14 protein-coding genes are annotated in these 16,489 nt (G+C 61.1%); 10 read left to right on the forward strand and 4 right to left on the reverse strand.

The features are described from left to right. Positions 1 to 383: 383 nt before the first annotated feature. From LHU53_RS03685 to LHU53_RS03720, 8 genes are all read left to right on the forward strand, one after another. The gene (locus tag LHU53_RS03685) at positions 384 to 593 is read left to right on the forward strand and encodes a circadian clock KaiB family protein (protein WP_227330734.1); all 210 of its coding nucleotides are present in this window, start codon (positions 384 to 386) and stop codon (positions 591 to 593) included. Next, positions 590 to 4,237 (forward strand): EAL domain-containing protein, encoded by a 3,648-nt coding sequence (locus LHU53_RS03690; RefSeq protein ID WP_227330735.1) that lies wholly within the window; start codon positions 590 to 592, stop codon positions 4,235 to 4,237. The genes LHU53_RS03685 and LHU53_RS03690 overlap by 4 nt, the downstream gene beginning before the upstream one ends. Positions 4,238 to 4,846: 609 nt before the next feature. Continuing rightward, positions 4,847 to 5,257 (forward strand): hemerythrin domain-containing protein, encoded by a 411-nt coding sequence (locus LHU53_RS03695; protein ID WP_227330736.1) that lies wholly within the window; start codon positions 4,847 to 4,849, stop codon positions 5,255 to 5,257. A gap of 73 nt (positions 5,258 to 5,330) precedes the next feature. Beyond that, positions 5,331 to 5,483, forward strand: coding sequence for a hypothetical protein (locus tag LHU53_RS03700; RefSeq protein ID WP_227330737.1), 153 nt, complete (start codon positions 5,331 to 5,333; stop codon positions 5,481 to 5,483). A 226-nt stretch (positions 5,484 to 5,709) separates the two neighbouring features. Beyond that, the gene (locus tag LHU53_RS03705; protein WP_227330738.1) at positions 5,710 to 6,111 is read left to right on the forward strand and encodes a rhodanese-like domain-containing protein; all 402 of its coding nucleotides are present in this window, start codon (positions 5,710 to 5,712) and stop codon (positions 6,109 to 6,111) included. A gap of 22 nt (positions 6,112 to 6,133) precedes the next feature. Continuing rightward, complete coding sequence (locus LHU53_RS03710) at positions 6,134 to 7,825, forward strand: GMC family oxidoreductase (RefSeq protein WP_227330739.1); 1,692 nt, start codon at positions 6,134 to 6,136, stop codon at positions 7,823 to 7,825. Between the two features lie 297 nt (positions 7,826 to 8,122). After that, a complete protein-coding gene (locus LHU53_RS03715; protein WP_227330740.1) occupies positions 8,123 to 8,881 on the forward strand; it encodes a TSUP family transporter in 759 nt (252 codons plus the stop codon). A 49-nt stretch (positions 8,882 to 8,930) separates the two neighbouring features. Beyond that, a complete protein-coding gene (locus LHU53_RS03720) occupies positions 8,931 to 9,953 on the forward strand; it encodes a diguanylate cyclase (protein ID WP_227330741.1) in 1,023 nt (340 codons plus the stop codon). Here the strand turns inward: LHU53_RS03720 and mrdA are convergent. Genes mrdA through LHU53_RS03740 form a run of 4 tightly spaced genes read right to left on the reverse strand, consistent with a single transcriptional unit; the run spans position 9,940 to position 14,465 of the window. Then, positions 9,940 to 11,949, reverse strand: a complete 2,010-nt coding sequence (mrdA, locus tag LHU53_RS03725) for a penicillin-binding protein 2 (RefSeq protein ID WP_227330742.1) — start codon at positions 11,947 to 11,949, stop codon at positions 9,940 to 9,942. The two genes, LHU53_RS03720 and mrdA, sit on opposite strands and share 14 nt — an antisense overlap. Positions 11,950 to 11,954: 5 nt before the next feature. Then, entirely contained in the window at positions 11,955 to 12,485 is a 531-nt protein-coding gene (mreD, locus tag LHU53_RS03730) for a rod shape-determining protein MreD (RefSeq protein WP_227330743.1), read from the reverse strand. Next, the gene (gene mreC / locus LHU53_RS03735) at positions 12,482 to 13,405 is read right to left on the reverse strand and encodes a rod shape-determining protein MreC (protein ID WP_227330744.1); all 924 of its coding nucleotides are present in this window, start codon (positions 13,403 to 13,405) and stop codon (positions 12,482 to 12,484) included. Before mreC ends, mreD begins: the two co-directional genes overlap by 4 nt. A 16-nt stretch (positions 13,406 to 13,421) precedes the next feature. Beyond that, complete coding sequence (locus LHU53_RS03740) at positions 13,422 to 14,465, reverse strand: rod shape-determining protein (protein ID WP_227330745.1); 1,044 nt, start codon at positions 14,463 to 14,465, stop codon at positions 13,422 to 13,424. Between the two features lie 200 nt (positions 14,466 to 14,665). Here LHU53_RS03740 and gatC point away from each other — a divergent pair, with 200 nt between their 5' ends. After that, positions 14,666 to 14,965 carry an Asp-tRNA(Asn)/Glu-tRNA(Gln) amidotransferase subunit GatC gene (gene gatC / locus LHU53_RS03745; RefSeq protein WP_227330746.1) on the forward strand — a complete coding sequence of 100 codons (300 nt, stop codon included), beginning with the start codon at positions 14,666 to 14,668 and terminating at the stop codon, positions 14,963 to 14,965. 18 nt (positions 14,966 to 14,983) lie between these two features. Then, on the forward strand, positions 14,984 to 16,480 hold the full coding sequence (gatA, locus tag LHU53_RS03750) for an Asp-tRNA(Asn)/Glu-tRNA(Gln) amidotransferase subunit GatA (protein ID WP_227330747.1): 1,497 nt from the start codon (positions 14,984 to 14,986) through the stop codon (positions 16,478 to 16,480). Positions 16,481 to 16,489: the final 9 nt, after the last annotated feature.

Raw genomic sequence — 16,489 nt, forward strand, 5'->3', positions numbered from 1 at the left:
TGCCCGCGAGATTGCTGACATTGCGTGTCACGATTTGGTTGCGGCCCGTGTCACATCCATTTGACGAATAGCGCAGCTGGGAACAACGGAAGCTCCGAGGGCTCCAAGGTCATGCTCGGGTGTGCAGTGTGCACTGCGCATGGTGACGGTTTTGTGGCCGTGCCAGCGTCCCGAAATGTAATCCAGTCCGTTCTCGTTGTAAGGCGCGAGTGATAACGGCGTACGGGGTCTAGCGTACCGACAGCCGCGGAAGGCAAATCGAGAATCCCTCTTTTGACTGGAAATGACGCTATTCATAATCGGCAGGTCATTTTGACCTACCCGTGATCCATGCAGCGTCACTAGCCGTCCGGGCCTTTCCAGAATTCGTGGGGAGATGATGCTTGTCTGCAACCCTTTCAGATGTTGGGCTTTGTGACCACAAGGAGATTGAGATCGTGGACGTGCTCGTCGGGCCGAAACGCGCTTTGGCGAAAGGCATCTTCATGACGCCAACCTTGGTCGTAGCTCCGTCGGTATGCAGAATCGTCGGCACGCTCAGGCAGACGCAAACTGTACTGCTGGCCTTGGGGTTGAAAGGCGTGACTGCATGAGCCGTGAATATTCCTCGCCTGGGCAGAACGTGAATGAAGAAATCGCGGCATTAATCGAGACGCTGCACGATACCGAGCAGCGTCTCGATGAACTGACGGGCGGAGCGGTCGATTCGGTGACGGATCGCAGCGGCCGGACGCTACTGCTGCGGCTGGCGCACGATCAATTGCGGTGCAGCGAGGCGGCTAAACAGGCCGCCCTCATTGACTCGCTGCCGGCTCCGATCGCCTTGCTTGATGGGCAGGGGCTCATCGTTGTTGTGAACGACGCTTGGCGGCAATTCGGCAGGGAAAATCTGCTGCAGAGCCCGGACTTCTGCGTTGGGCTCAACTACCTCGAGATTTGTGACAGCGCACAGGACGCGCCAGAGGCCCGCCAGGTGGCCGCGGGAATTCGTTCGGTGCTGCTCGGTCGGGCAAAGAGCTTTTCGTTCGAATATTCCTGTCATTCTCCGGCAGAGCAGCGCTGGTTCGTGCTAACAGCCTCGCCTCTCCCCAATGACCGTCTGATTGGCGCCGTGATCATGCATCACAATATCAGCGACCGGAAGCGGTCGGAAGAGGAACAGCGCTCAGTCAGCCAGCTGCTCGCTAGCATCATCGACAACATACCAACCGCGGTTCAGCTCAAATCGGTGCAGAACGATTTTCGCATCCAGATCTGGAACAAGGCTGCCGAGGCTTTGTATGGGTTGCCGCGCCAAGACGCCATCGGTCGCAACGTCCACGACCTCTGGCCGAAATTCGATGCCGATCGTATGCACGCGTCAGATCTGGAGCTGATGGACAACAGAAATCTGCAAGATTTTCCTGATCGTGCCGTGCTCACGGTTGATCGCGGGACGGTCAGTGCGCATATGCGAAAGATCGCATTGTCCGACGCCAGCGGAACGGCGACGCACCTGCTGGTGATCGCCGACGACATCACCGAGCGCAAGGCCGCGGAAGCCAGGATGATCCACCTTTCCCGTGTCTATGCGATGCTCAGCGGTATCAATAACTTGATCGTAAGGGCCACCAGTCGTGACGAGCTGTTCAAGGAAGCCTGCGCGATTGCGGTGGAGGCCGGCGGCTTCCGCATGTCCTTGATCGCCATTGTTGATCCTAGCACGACGAGGATTGTGCCCGTCGCGTCAACCGGCAAAGACGAAGCGCTGCTGGCGGACATCCAGGAACTCCTTGCATCGGCCGAAGGCGCAAGAAGCACCATGGTCGCGAAAGCTATCAGGGACAAAGAGATAGCGGTGGCGAACGATTCGCTGAACGACCCGCGGCTTGTCTTTGGCGGGAAATACGCCGAAGCCGGCGTCCGCTCAATGGCCATCTTTCCACTGATCGTTTCGAACGTGGCCGTCGGCGTATTCACCATGTACGCAAGCGAGATCGAATTTTTTCGGGAAGAGGAGTTAAAGCTTCTGGCTGATCTCGCCGGTGACATCGCGTTCGCCATCGATCACATCGACAAGCAGGAGCGGCTCAACTACCTTGCCTACTACGACGTTCTCACCGGCCTTCCCAACCGAACGCTGCTTGATGATCGCCTGGAACAGGGAACGCGTGCCGCGCGGCGAAACGACGGGCTGCTCGCCGTGATGTCCGTTGATCTCGACAACTTCAAGGCCGTAAACGACACACTCGGCCACACCGTCGGTGACGCCTTGTTGCGTGAGGTCGCTAACCGCCTGGTTTCATGTGTACGCGATACCGATACCGTGGGGCGTCTGGGCGGTGATGAATTTCTCATTCTTTTGCCAGAAATAGGCAGCAGCGAAGATGCTGCAATGGTGGCCCGGAAGCTAATCGAAAGCTGCGCGAGACCATACTTGATCGCCGGTCACGAGTTGTTCGTTTCAGCCAGTATTGGCATCACGCTGTTCCCGACCGATGCCGCGGAAAGCGAGACCCTTATCCGCAATGCCGACACGGCGATGTATCGAGCCAAGGAACTGGGGCGCAATACCTATCAGTTCTTCACCGCGGAAATGAACCGGAACACGCAGGAGAAACTAGACCTTGAAAGGGATCTTCGTCATGCCCTGAGCAGGGGCGAGTTTCTGATCCACTATCAGCCTAAGGTGAGTTGCACAACGGGAAAAATCACCGGTTTCGAAGCCTTATTGCGCTGGCAGCACCCGCTTCGAGGATTGGTCGGCCCGGTCGCGTTCATCCCGCTATTGGAGGAAAGCAGGTTGATCGTTGCGGTCGGCGAATGGGTGCTGACGAATGCCTGTATTCAAGCCCAGCGATGGCACGACACTGGCTTGGGGACGCCTAGCATTGCGGTCAATATCTCGGGCCGGCAGATTGAAGCGGGTGACCTGTGCGAGACGGTGAAAGTCGCGCTGGCGACGAGCGGGTTAGCACCCGCCTTCCTTGAACTGGAGCTGACCGAAAGCCAGTTAATGAAGGACGCTGTGGACAGCATCGCTCTCCTGCAACGCGTGAAGGCGATGGGGGTGAAAATTTCGATCGACGATTTTGGCACCGGCTTTTCCAGCCTTGCTTACCTGAAACGTTTTCCGATTGACTGCCTCAAAGTCGACCGAGCTTTTGTCAAGGACATCATTGCCGATACCAACGATGTGTCGATCACTCGCGCCATCATCACCTTGGCACACAACTTGAAGCTCAAGGTTGTCGCCGAGGGGGTCGAGACCGAGGGGCAACTGGGCTTATTGATTGCCAACCAATGCGACGAGGTACAGGGCTACTATTTCAGCAGGCCGTTGGGGGCTGAGGATGCAACGGCACTTCTGCGTACGCGGCAGTCGCTGGACAGCAGGATGATTGCCAGCATGCAGCGGAGCAGGACACTGCTTCTCGTTGACGATGAGGAAAATATCATTTCATCGCTCAAACGCCTGTTACGCCAAGACGGGTACACCATTCTGACGGCATCCGGTGCGGAACAGGGGTTGGAATTACTCGCAACCCATTCGGTCGATGTCGTCGTTTCTGACCAACGCATGCCGGGCATTGGTGGCATCGAATTCCTTCGCCGAATCAAGACGCTGCATCCACATACCGTGCGCCTCGTGCTCTCGGGCTACACTGACCTGCAAGCGGTCACCGACGCGGTCAACGATGGTGCAATTTACAAGTTTCTGACCAAGCCGTGGGACGACGGCATTCTTCGTGCGCAAATCAAGGAGGCCTTCCTCAAGAAGGAGACTGCCGACGAGAATCGCCACACCGGGCCGCCCAACATGTTTGAAGACATCGGCGTGATACAAGACGTCATTAACGCCATTCCGGCCGCGATCTTTGCCAAGGACGCGACGAGCCGCTTCGTCTTGGTCAACAAAGCGTGTGAATCGCAGTGGGGCATGAGCGCCTCCGATCTGCGCGGGACAGACGGCAGCCAGGTTTTCCCCGCCGACCAGGTGGCGAGTTTTCTCGCCAAGGATAAGGAGATTTTCGCGCGCGGCTACCTGCTCGACTATGAAGAGACCTACTGGAATGCTGAACTCAAGCAAAACCGCTTTGGCCATACCTTCAAGAAACCCGTATTCGATGCGGCCGGAAATCCGTTGTACCTGGTGTGTGTCACGGTTGATATTACCGAGCGCCGGCTGGCGACGGATAAATTGCTGCGCAGCGAAGAGAAGCTGCGTGAGGTTGCTCCCGGAAAACGTACTCCATAGCTGAAGGAAAATTTAAGACATTGGAGGTTGAAAGATGAGCAGGTGCTGTCTCGCACCCTGGAGGATGGCTCTCAACGCTCTGAACTAACGCATTGGCACCGGGCCAAAGTCTGAGAACAGCGTTTGACTGACCTCCAAATGCATGGAATTGGCCCACCCGGAAGCTGGCATTGGTGGCCGTCGGGTAACGCTGCACAACCGACATACTTTTTCCCCACTGCAACCGCTCACTATTGAAGGTCAACGAAGGGAAGGGTTGGCTGGCTCTTTAGACCCATACTGGTAGCAGAGATAGGCGATCTGCCGTCACCCGAGCCCGCTGCTGGCTGACATGACCCGGGGTCAGCTGTGTGGCGGCCATGTCGTCAAATTGGGTTGCGCCACTTGACCACATCGACCATGCAGACGTCCGGTCTGTGCGGATCGATCTCGGCACGGCCGAGCTGGTCACCCCGCTTATCCATCTTCTGAGCACTGTGATTACAAAAATTGTTTGAGTTTTTTGCTTGGCATGCTTTAATAGATTCATTTAATATGAATCTATTAAGCGTGTATCAGTGTCAAACGATGGTCCCTCTTTGATGCCCTGAACTTCGATCTCCCCACTTCATGAACATCGACAAATTCAAACGTCAACACCTTGACATCCTCGGCTGTATTGCCCAACTCAGACAAGCCAGCCAGGCCGGCGTCAGTGAGAACGCCGAGGAAATCGCCCGACTCATCATCGCCATGAGCTCCATCATCAAGCTGCATCTGGCGGTGGAAGATCAGGTGCTGTACCCGGCTTTGCGCAACGGCAACAACGAAGTTCTGGCGCGTATGGGCACCAAATTTCAGGACGACATGGGCGCCATTGCGACGGCTTACATGGGGTTTGCCGAACGATGGAACCAGGCCGGTAACGTGGCCCGAGACCCGGAGGGGTTTCGCAAGGATGCCAACTCGGTCCTCAAGACCGTGCATGCCAGGATGCACAAGGAAGACACGGTGTTCTATCCGGCCATTGAAGCCCTTTGACGCGTCGGCGTCTTCTGGACACCTCCCAGGGCGATGACTGCCCCACGCCCGTCGGACGAGCTGGAGCAGTGGCATGACGCACGCACAGTGTCTGGCAGCGCTCGACAAATTGGTCGGTGATGGCGCCATCGACGGCGACGTGGTGGCGGCATTGCGCGGTGATTTCGACCAGATTCAACACATCCGGCGCCTGTCGCAACAGGCGCACGAGGTTTTGCCAGCGTAGGTTGATGCGATGGGTGCTAAAGACGTCTGGACACACATCCGGGAGTTTTCCTGAATCCTGCTGACGGCGTCTGACCGGCATTGAACTGGCCAACTTGGATGCGGGCGTTCGTGAATGCCTGCAACCGCTGAACTGCCGCCTCACAGCGCCAGAAATCTCACCCCGCATCACCCAACCCCAACCGCCACCCTTTATGCTTCACGTTTTTCAACGTTGACACCACAGCATGCTTTCTCTGAAATTTTTCAAATCCTCGGTCACATTGATCGCGTTATCGCTTTCCCTGACCGCCTTCGGCAAGTCGCCCAGCGTGGACGTGGCACAGGGCGCGTCCATGCAAAGCCAAGGCGCGCTGATGATTGACGTGCGCGAACCCAGCGAATATGCCGCGGGTCATGCCCCGGGCACCCAGTTGATCCCGCTGGGCCAACTGGAGAGCCGCCTGCAGGAGTTGGCCGCGCACAAAGACAAACCGGTGGTGCTGATTTGCCGCAGCGGCAGCCGCTCCGGCCAGGCGCAAGAGTTGATGGCCAAAGCCGGTTTCACCCAAGCCCTCAATGTGGAAGGTGGCATGAACGCCTGGGTCAAGGCCGGGCTGCCAGTGCTCACCGGACCGGCGTCCAAATAAAACAACGCGCCAAGGGGTGCGCATGCCCACAGACTTTGACTTCATCATCGTCGGCGCTGGCACGGCGGGCTGCCTGCTGGCCAACCGCCTGAGCGCCGATCCGTCCAAACGCGTGCTGCTGATTGAAGCCGGTCGCCGCGACGACTACCACTGGATCCACATCCCGGTGGGTTACCTGTATTGCATCGGTAATCCCCGCACCGACTGGTTGTACAAGACCGAACCCGATGCCGGCCTGAACGGCCGCACCCTGCGTTACCCACGCGGCAAAACGCTGGGTGGCTGCAGCAGCATCAACGGCATGATCTACATGCGCGGCCAGGCGCGTGACTATGAGACCTGGGCGCAGCTGACCGGTGACGATGCCTGGTCGTGGGAAAACTGTCTGGCCGATTTCAAACAGCACGAAAACCATTACAAGTTGGACGGCAGCTCACAAAGCGCTCCCACACCCCACAAGCTGGCCGACCTGGCACGTTTTCACGGCAGCGGCGGTGAATGGCGGGTGGAAAAACAGCGTCTGCGCTGGGACATTCTGGACGCCTTTGCGCAAGCCGCGCAGCAGGCCGGCATTCCCGCCACCGATGACTTCAACCGGGGCGACAACGAAGGTGTCGGTTACTTTGAGGTGAACCAGAAGAATGGCTGGCGTTGGAACACGGCCAAGGCTTTTTTGCGCCCGGTGTGTGTCACCCGGCCCAACTTCACGCTGTGGACGCAGGCGCAGGTGGCGCGGCTGGTGATCGAGACATTGGCCGATGGCTGCTTGCGCTGCAGCGGGGTCGAGGTGGTCAAAGATGGCCAAAAGGTCTGCGCGCATGCCGCTGGCGAAGTGATTCTGAGCGCGGGCAGCATCGGCTCGCCACAGATTTTGCAGCTCTCGGGCATCGGCCCCGGCGCGCTGCTGCAAAAACATGGCATCGCCGTGCAACATGACGCCCCCGGTGTGGGCGCCAACCTGCAAGACCACCTGCAGATCCGCACCGTGTTCAAGGTGCAAGGCGTCAAGACGCTCAACACGCAGGCCAGTTCGCTGTGGGGCAAGACGCGGATCGGGCTGGAATACGCGCTCAAACGCAGCGGCCCGATGAGCATGGCGCCCAGCCAGTTGGGCGCTTTCACCCGCAGTGACCCGGCCCAGCCGTACCCCAACATTGAATACCACGTGCAGCCGCTGAGCCTGGACGCGTTTGGCGAACCGCTGCACCGCTTTGCCGCGTTCACCGCCAGCGTTTGCAACCTCAACCCCACCAGCCGCGGCAGCGTGTTGATCACCTCACCCGATTTCACCCAAGCCCCGGCGATTGCGCCCAATTACCTCAGCACACCGGAAGACCGCCAGGTGGCGGCCGATTCGCTGCGCCTGACCCGCACCATCGTCAGCCAGCCCGCGCTGGCCCCATACCACCCGCAAGAGTTCAAACCCGGCGTGCAATACCAGAGTGACGATGAACTGGCCAAGCTGGCCGGTGACATTGCCACCACCATCTTCCACCCGGTTGGCACCACCCGAATGGGCCGTGATGGCGACCCGTTGGCGGTGCTGGATGCGCGCCTGCGCGTGCGCGGCCCGGGCGGGCGCATCGCGGGCTTGCGTGTGGTGGACGCCGGTGCCATGCCGCGCATCACCAGCGGCAACACCAATTCACCCACGCTGATGCTGGCTGAAAAAGCCGCGCGCTGGATCTTGGCTGACGCCAGCGCAGCCGCGTGACCGGGCTATGACAGGCGCCGACCGCCAAGGGTAAACACGACAAGGGTATGTCCTGATGGCTCCGCCGGGCTGCGGCACGTACAGTTGAACCCATCACCCGGGCGCTACGTCCATCCGTGGTGAAAAGGCCCCAGGAGACAAACCCAACGTGGTCCAACATAAAAAGAGACAAGGCACCGGCACCCCCGGTGCCTTTTTATTTTGTGTGTCAAATGGATCGTTCGCCCCGGTTTTGAGAGGGCTGGCAGCTATCAAGTTTGAAGTTTCCGGGGCGCAGGTCAATGCGACAATGGCCGCATGGATTTTGTTGTTGTCTCGCTTGCCAGCCTGTTTGCCGGCTTTGTGGATGCCATTGTGGGCGGCGGCGGGCTGATTCTGGTGCCCGCGCTGTTTGCCACGTTCCCCACCGCCCACCCGGCCACCTTGTTTGGCACCAACAAGGGTGCGTCTGTCTGGGGCACTGGTATCGCCACCTGGCAATACAGCCGGCGTGTGCAGATGCGCTGGGCCGCGCTGTGGCCCGCGGCCGTGGCGGGGCTGCTGGCCTCGTTTGCCGGTGCCTGGCTGGTGACGGTGATCTCGCCCGGCTTTTTGCGCAAGGCGCTGCCGTTTGTGTTGCTGGCGGTGCTGCTGTACACGCTGGCCAAAAAAGAGCTGGGGCGCACCCACACACCGCATTTTGAAGGCCGGCAAGAGCAGTGGCTGGCGGCGGGCATCGGCTTGCTGATCGGTTTTTATGACGGCTTTTTTGGTCCGGGCACCGGCAGTTTTCTGGTGTTCTTGTTTGTGCGGGTGCTGGGCTACGACTTTTTGAGCGCCTCGGCCGCCGCCAAACTGGTCAACACCGCCACCAACATCTCGGCGCTGGCGCTGTTCATCTCCAAAGGGCACATCTGGTGGCACTTTGTGCTGGTGATGGCCGTGGCCAATGTGGTGGGCAGCCTGCTGGGCACGCGCCTGGCCCTCAAACACGGCACCGGCTTTGTCCGAGGCGTGTTCATCCTGGTGGTGAGCGCGCTTATTTTGAAGACAGGTTACGACGCTTTCATGCGCTGAATGGCTATGATCCGGGCGTCGCGGACGCCCCCTCCCGAGAAAGATCATCTTGCGTTATTCCCAGTCCAAAGAACAAAGCGCGGAGCTGCTGCGTATCGTGCTGACGCATATGGGGCAGCATGATGCGGCCTTCAACCCCCTCACCTACACCGTCTGGTTTGAGTATGTTGCGGGCATGAACGCGAAGCTCAACCAGGCCCTGGACCAGTTGCTGCGCAGTCGGCCCCGGTTGACCGATGCCGATGTGCATGGCCTGTACCAAGCCCACATCGCGGAGGTGGATCCGCAGGCCATGCACCGCATTGGCAGTGAGTTGCATCAGGTCATGGCCACCCTGGCCAGCGCAGCCGACAGCACCGGCAGCAACGCTGACCAGTTTGGCGTGCAGTTGCAAAGCCTGGCTGCCGGTTTGCAGAGTCTCAATGACAAGCTGACCACCCCGATGGTGCTGCAGGCCATTGAGAGCACGGCGCGCATGCGTGATTCGGCCCAAGCGCTGGAGAGTGAGGTCAAAGGCAGCCAGTCCGAGATCCAGCGGCTGCAAAGCGAGCTCGCCCGCGTGCGCGACGAGTCGCTGATCGACACGTTGACCCAGGTGTTCAACCGCAGGGGTTTTGATGACAAGCTGGCCCACATGCTGGTGCAGCCGCTGGCCGAGGGCTGTGCCCACGGCCTGATCATGTTCGATATCGACCACTTCAAAAAAGTCAACGACACCCATGGGCATGTCATGGGCGATCGGGTTTTGCAGGCGGTGGGTCAGGTGTTCAAGAGCTGCGTGGCGAGCGGATCAGCAACGAGTGTGGCGCGTTATGGCGGTGAAGAGTTTGCCATCCTGATGCCCGCCAGCACCCCCGACGACTGTCTCAAACAGGCCGAGCTGGTGCGACTGCGCACCCAAGCGCTGAAGATTCGCGACCGGCGGACCCAGACCGTGGTGCTGACGGTCACCCTTTCCGCCGGCCTGGCCTGGCATCAAGCAGGCGACGATGCCCGCAGCCTGACGGCGCGCGCTGACGCGGCCCTGTACCGCTCCAAACAGGAAGGCCGTAACCGGGTTACCTGCGGCTGAGATCGGCAGCAGGCGCCGCTGTTGCGCTGGCTGGCACGGCAGGTGTTGCTGACGCTTCTGCCTGCAACGGCACCTCGGCTGCCAGGCGCGGTTTGCCAATCGGTGCACCCGCCTGGCCCAGTTTGACTGCCGCGATGTCTTGCTCGCTGGGGTACTGGCCCATCAGCCAGTAATCAAACGCGCGCCGGGCAATGGGCGCGGCCGAGGTCGAGCCAAACCCCGCGTTTTCCACAATCACCGCCAGCGCCATTTGGGGGTCGTCGGCCGGAGCGAAGGCAATGTAGAGCGAATGGTCACGCTTGCGTTCTTCCATGCGGATGGCGCTGTAGCGCTCGTTCTTGCCGAGTGACACCGCCTGGGCGGTGCCGGTTTTGCCGCCACTGAGGTAGCCGGCACCGGCAAACACACGCGTGGAGGTGCCGCCCTGCGTCACGCCCACCATGGCGCGGCGAATGACCTCGACGTGCTCGGGCTTGTAGCCCAGGTTGACGGGCGGGTCGGCGTTGAGTGCGGTGATGGCGCGGGTGCGCACATCCTGCGTGGCCATCACCAGCTTGGGTTTGTGCTTGATGCCGCCGTTGGCCAAGATGGCGGTGGCCTGGGCCAGCTGCAGCATGGTGAAGCTGTTGTAACCCTGGCCGATGCCCAGCGAGATGGTTTCCCCGGCGTACCACCTTTTTTGCTCCGGGCGTTTGTAGTAATTGCGTTTCCAGGCCTGGCTGGGCAGCACCCCGCGCACTTCGCCATGGATGTCGATACCGGTGATCTGGCCAAAGCCCAGCGGCGCCATGAAGTCGTGGATGGTGTCAACGCCCATCTCGTTGGCCAGCGAGTAAAAGTAGACGTTGCTCGATTCGACAATGGCGCGGTGCATGTCCATCAGGCCGCCACGTTCGTTCTCCGGGCTGCCAAAGCGGTGGCCACCGAACATGTAGAAGCCGGGGTCGTTGATGATGGTTTGCGGCGTGCGTTTGCCAAGCGCCAACGCCGCCAGGGCCATGAACGGTTTGTAGGTGGAGCCCGCCGGGTAGGTGCCGCGCAGGGCGCGGTTGAGCAGCGGTTTGTCAATCGACTCGTTGAGCAGTTGCCAGTTTTCCTGGTCGATGCCTTCCACGAACAGGTTGGGGTCAAAGGTGGGTTTGCTGACAAAGGCCAGCACATCGCCGGTTTTGGGGTCCAGCGCCACCAGCGCGCCGCGGCGCTCGCCGTACAGCTCTTCAATGAGTTTTTGCAGCTTGATGTCGATCGACAACTTGACGGTGTTGCCAGGGGTCGAGGGCTGGGTGGTCAGGCGTCGCGTGGCGCGCCCACCGGCCGAGGTTTCCATCGCGTCCACACCGGTGATGCCGTGCAATTGCGGCTCAAAACTCTGCTCCACGCCCAGTTTGCCGATGTAGTCGGTGCCGCGGTAGTTGGCCGGGTCTTCCGACTCTTCAATCACCTCTTTTTCAGCCGCGTTGATGCGCCCGATGTAGCCCACCACGTGGCTGGCCACCTCGCCAAACGGGTAGTTGCGAAACAGCCTGGCCTTGATGTCGACGCCGGGAAACCGGTAGCGCTGGGCGCCAAACCGGGCCACCTCGTCATCGCTCAGGCGACTGCGCAGCGGCAGGGACTCAAAGCTTTTGGCCTCCTCGCGCAGTTTTTTGAAGCGGCGGCGGTCGCGCGGTGTGATCTCAATGAGCTGGGCCAACGCGTCAATGGTCTGCTCCAGGTTGGCCACTTTGGACGGGGTGACCTCCAGCGTGTAGGCCGAATAGTTGGTCGCCAGCACGACACCGTTGCGGTCCGTGATCAGGCCGCGATTGGGCACGATCGGCACAATCGCCGTGCGGTTGTTTTCGGCCTGCGCCATCAGGTCGTCGTGGCGGGTTACCTGCAGGTACACCAGCCGCGCCGCCACCAGGCCGAAACACACCACCATGACGATGCTGGCCACCAGCACCCGCACCCGAAAGCGCGACAGTTCGGCCTGAACGTTACGGATCACCGTCATCGGGTTTACAGCGGCCGGTTATCGTCGCGGTCGGGCGCCTGACGCTGCGGCAACAGCAGCAGCACGTTCACCACCGGCCACAACAAGGCTTCCACCACCGGAGCCAAAAAGATGGACCAGCCCGGAAACACATCCCCGCTCACCATGCGCAGCGCCAGCGTCAGCAAGTGGGCGGCGGCAAACAGCGGCAGCACCTGGGCCGCCTGGCTGGGGACTGAAAACCACAAGATCCGCCGATGGATGCCGATGGCCAGAAAACTCAGCGCGCTGTAGGCCAGCGCGTGCTGGCCCAGCAGGGCGCTGTGGTGCACATCCATCGCCAGCCCCAGCAAAAACGCCGAACCCACACCCACGCGCAATGGCTGGTGAATGGACCAGAACACCAGCGCCACGGCCACCAGATCAGGCGCCCAGGCCGCGCGTCCCCACAGGCCCATGTTTTGCAGCATGTTCAGCGACAGGGCGGTGAGCAGGCTGCCCCAGATGAACCAGGGGTTGGCTGGCAGCAGCAACTGCTGACCACGCGGCATGATCATGGTGAGTCCCCTTTGGACTTGGCGTTGGGCCGATCGGCGGTGTCGTCCGGGCGGGCCAGGAAGGGGCCGGCCATCGGCTGCAGCACCAGCACATGCAGACCACTGGAGACGGCGGCCACCGGTTCGCATTGCACCTGCGCAAAGGCCGAGTCGGCACCGCGTTCAATCGCCTTGATGCGCGCCACCTGCAGGCCGGGCGGGTAGACACCATCCAGGCCACTGGTGGTCAGCAGGTCGCCCACTTCCACGTCGACGTTGGCGTCCAGAAAACGCAGTTCCAGCGAGCCGGCACTGGAGGCCGCATCGCCAAACGCCAGCGCCCGCAAGCCGGTGCGCACGTTCAGCACCGGAATGGCCTGGTTGCGGTCGGTGATCAGCGTCACCTCGCTCACCAGCGGGTACACCCGGGTCACCTGCCCCAGCAAACCCAGCTCATCGAGCACGGGCGAGCCCGGCTGCACGGCGGCCAGGGCGCCTTTGTCGATGATGACTTTGCGCCGGTAAGGGTCCGCCGCGTCATACAGGATCTGGGCGGCCAGCGCGGGCGCGTTGACACGCTCGCGCAAATCCAGCAGGGCGCGCAGGCGGGTGTTTTCCTGGCTGAGTTGTTCCACCTGCTGGGCACGTTGGGATTGCAGGCCCAGCCGGTATTGGGCCGCCGCTTCATTGGCCTGCGAGGTGTTCAGCGCTTCAAAATACTGGCCGCTGTTGCGTGTCCAGATCACTGGCTGCAGCATTGACCACTGCAAGGGGTAAATCACGGTGGCAATGGCCGAGCGCACCGGTTTGATGAGCCCGAAGCGGTTGTCTGCCACCATCAGCAGCACCGCCAGCACGCCAAAAAAAACCAGCTTGGACAGAGCGGACGGGCCCTGGCGGAAAAATGGGGGCGGTGACCTGTCCAGCGTACCCAGGGGCATCGCTGACTCCTGGCGCTTATTCGCTGGTGAAGATGGAGCCCAGACGTTCCATCTGGTCCAGCGCGATACCGCAGCCGCGCACCACGCAGGTCAGCGGGTCTTCAGCCACCAGCACCGGCAGGCCGGTTTCTTCGGCCAGCAGGCGGTCCAGGTCACGCAACAGCGCGCCGCCGCCGGTGAGCATCATGCCGCGGTCGGCAATGTCGGCACCGAGTTCGGGCGGGGTCTGTTCCAGCGCGTTTTTCACGGCGGACACGATGTTGTTGATCGGGTCGGTCAGGGCTTCGAGGATTTCGTTGCTGCTGATGGTGAAGCTGCGCGGCACACCTTCGGAGAGGTTGCGCCCACGCACTTCCATCTCGCGCACTTCACTGCCGGGGAAGGCGGAACCAATGTTCTTTTTGATGGCTTCGGCGGTGGGTTCACCAATCAGCATGCCGTAGTTGCGGCGGATGTAGTTGATGATGGCTTCGTCAAACTTGTCACCGCCCACGCGCACACTGCCCTTGTAGACCATGCCACCCAGGCTGATCACGCCGACCTCGGTGGTGCCGCCACCGATGTCCACCACCATCGAGCCTTGGGCTTCGGACACCGGCAGCCCGGCGCCAATGGCGGCGGCCATGGGTTCTTCAATCAGGTAAACATCGCTGGCGCCAGCACCCAAAGCGCTTTCGCGAATGGCCCGGCGCTCCACTTGGGTCGAGCCGCAAGGCACACAGATGATGATGCGCGGGCTGGGGCGAAACACCGAGCGCGGGTGCACCATCTTGATGAACTGCTTGAGCATCTGCTCGGTGACGGTGAAGTCGGCAATCACGCCGTCTTTCATCGGGCGAATCGCTTCGATGTTGCCGGGCACCTTGCCCAACATCGCCTTGGCTTCCTTGCCGACGGCCTGGATGGTTTTTTTGCCTTGCGGACCGCCTTCGTGGCGGATGGCGACGACCGACGGCTCATCGAGCACAATGCCTTTGTCGCGTACGTAAATCAGGGTGTTGGCGGTGCCGAGATCGATGGCCAGGTCAGTGGAAAAGTACTGACGGAAAGCTCCAAACATGAATAAGTCCTCTCGGGTACATGAAGCGCTTCGGCTCGCATGTCACCCTGTAATGTGTTCAAAATAGCGTGTTTTCGGCAATCAACTATGCCGTTTCGGGCTGCTGCCCAAAGGCGGGATAATACCCTATGACCTGTGCATAACCTGTGTCGCAGGGCTCTCCAAAATGCGGTTTACCCCTTGTTGCAATCGAAAAAACCATGTCCCTGACCCTTGCTGACATCGACCGGCTGGCGCATCTGGCCCGGCTCGGTCTTCAACCCGAAGAGCGCACACGCCTGTGTTCGCAACTCAACGACTTTTTTGGCATTGTTGAAAAAATGCGCGCTGTGGACACCTCGGGCGTGGTGCCGCTGGCGCATCCGGTCGACGTGTCGGGCGACATGGCTTTGCGCCTGCGCGACGACGTGGCCAGCGAGCCCAACCAGCGCGATGCCAACCAGCAAAGTGCGCCCGCGGTCGAGTCCGGCCTGTTTCTGGTGCCCAAGGTCATTGAGTAAGCCCCATCCATTTTCATCATGACGCCATCTACCGAACTTCACGATCTCACCGTGGCCGAACTGGCCGCGCACCTGCGCAGTCGCCAGGTGTCGGCGGTGGAGGCCGCACAACACTTTCTGGCCCGCGCCCAGTCGCACGCCCACCTGGGCGCTTTTCTGGACACCAACCCCGAGGTCACACTGGCCCAAGCCCGCGCGGCCGACGCACGGCTGGCCGCTGGCACGGCTGGCGCCTTGGAAGGTGTGCCGCTGGCCCACAAGGATATTTTTGTCACCCGCGATTTCGCCACCACGGCGGGCTCGAAGATGCTGGACGGCTACCACTCGCCGTTTGACGCCACCGTGGTGTCGCGCCTGGGCGCCGGTGTGGCGGGCGGCGCGCCCGGTGCGGGCATGGTCACGCTGGGCAAGCTCAACTGCGACGAATTCGCGATGGGTTCGGCCAATGAAAATTCTGCGTTTCATCCAGTGAAAAATCCATGGAACACCACCCGCACGCCGGGTGGTTCATCGGGCGGCAGCGCAGCGGCCGTGGCGGCGCGCCTGGCGCCTGCGGCGACCGGTACCGACACCGGCGGCTCCATTCGCCAGCCCGCGTCGTTTTGCGGCGTCACCGGCATCAAACCCACTTACGGTCGCGCCTCACGCTACGGCATGGTGGCGTTTGCCTCCAGCCTGGATCAGGCCGGTCCGCTGGCTCGCACCGCACAAGACTGCGCTTTGCTGCTCTCGGCCATGTGCGGGCCGGATCCAGACCGCGATGCCACCTCGCTGGACGTGCCCGCTGAGGACTTCACCCGCACGTTGGATGCTGACATCAGCGGCCTGCGCATTGGTGTGCCCGCCGAGTTTTTTGGTGAAGGCCTGGCCCCCGATGTGCGTGCGGCGGTGGATGCCGCGCTCAAGGAATACGAAGCGCTCGGCGCACGGCTGGTGCCGATTTCGCTGCCGCGCACCGAGCTGTCGATTCCGGTCTACTACATCATTGCGCCCGCCGAGGCGTCGAGCAACCTGAGCCGTTTTGACGGGGTGAAATTTGGCCACCGCGCCAAAAACTTCAAGGACCTCAACGACATGTACGAGCAGACCCGCGCCGAAGGCTTTGGTGACGAGGTCAAACGCCGCATCATGATCGGCACCTATGTGCTGAGCCATGGTTACTACGACGCCTATTACCTGCAGGCGCAAAAAATCCGCCGCATGATTGCCGACGACTTTCAGCAGGCATTCCAGCAATGTGACGTGATCGCCGGCCCGGTGGCACCCACCGTAGCCTGGGAATTGGGTGGCCATGGCAACGACCCGCTGGCCGACTACTTGGCCGACATCTTCACCTTGCCCGCCTCGCTGGCAGGATTGCCCGGCATGAGCCTGCCGGTGGGTTTTGGCGCTGGCAACATGCCGGTGGGGCTGCAGCTGATCGGCAACCACTTGAGCGAGTCACGCCTGCTCAATGTGGCACACCGCTTCCAGCAGGCCACCGACTGGCATACCCGGCGCCCGCAAGGCATCTGAGAAAAACAC

Source organism: Rhodoferax sp. U2-2l (genome assembly GCF_020594515.1).
Classification (GTDB): domain Bacteria; phylum Pseudomonadota; class Gammaproteobacteria; order Burkholderiales; family Burkholderiaceae_C; genus Rhodoferax.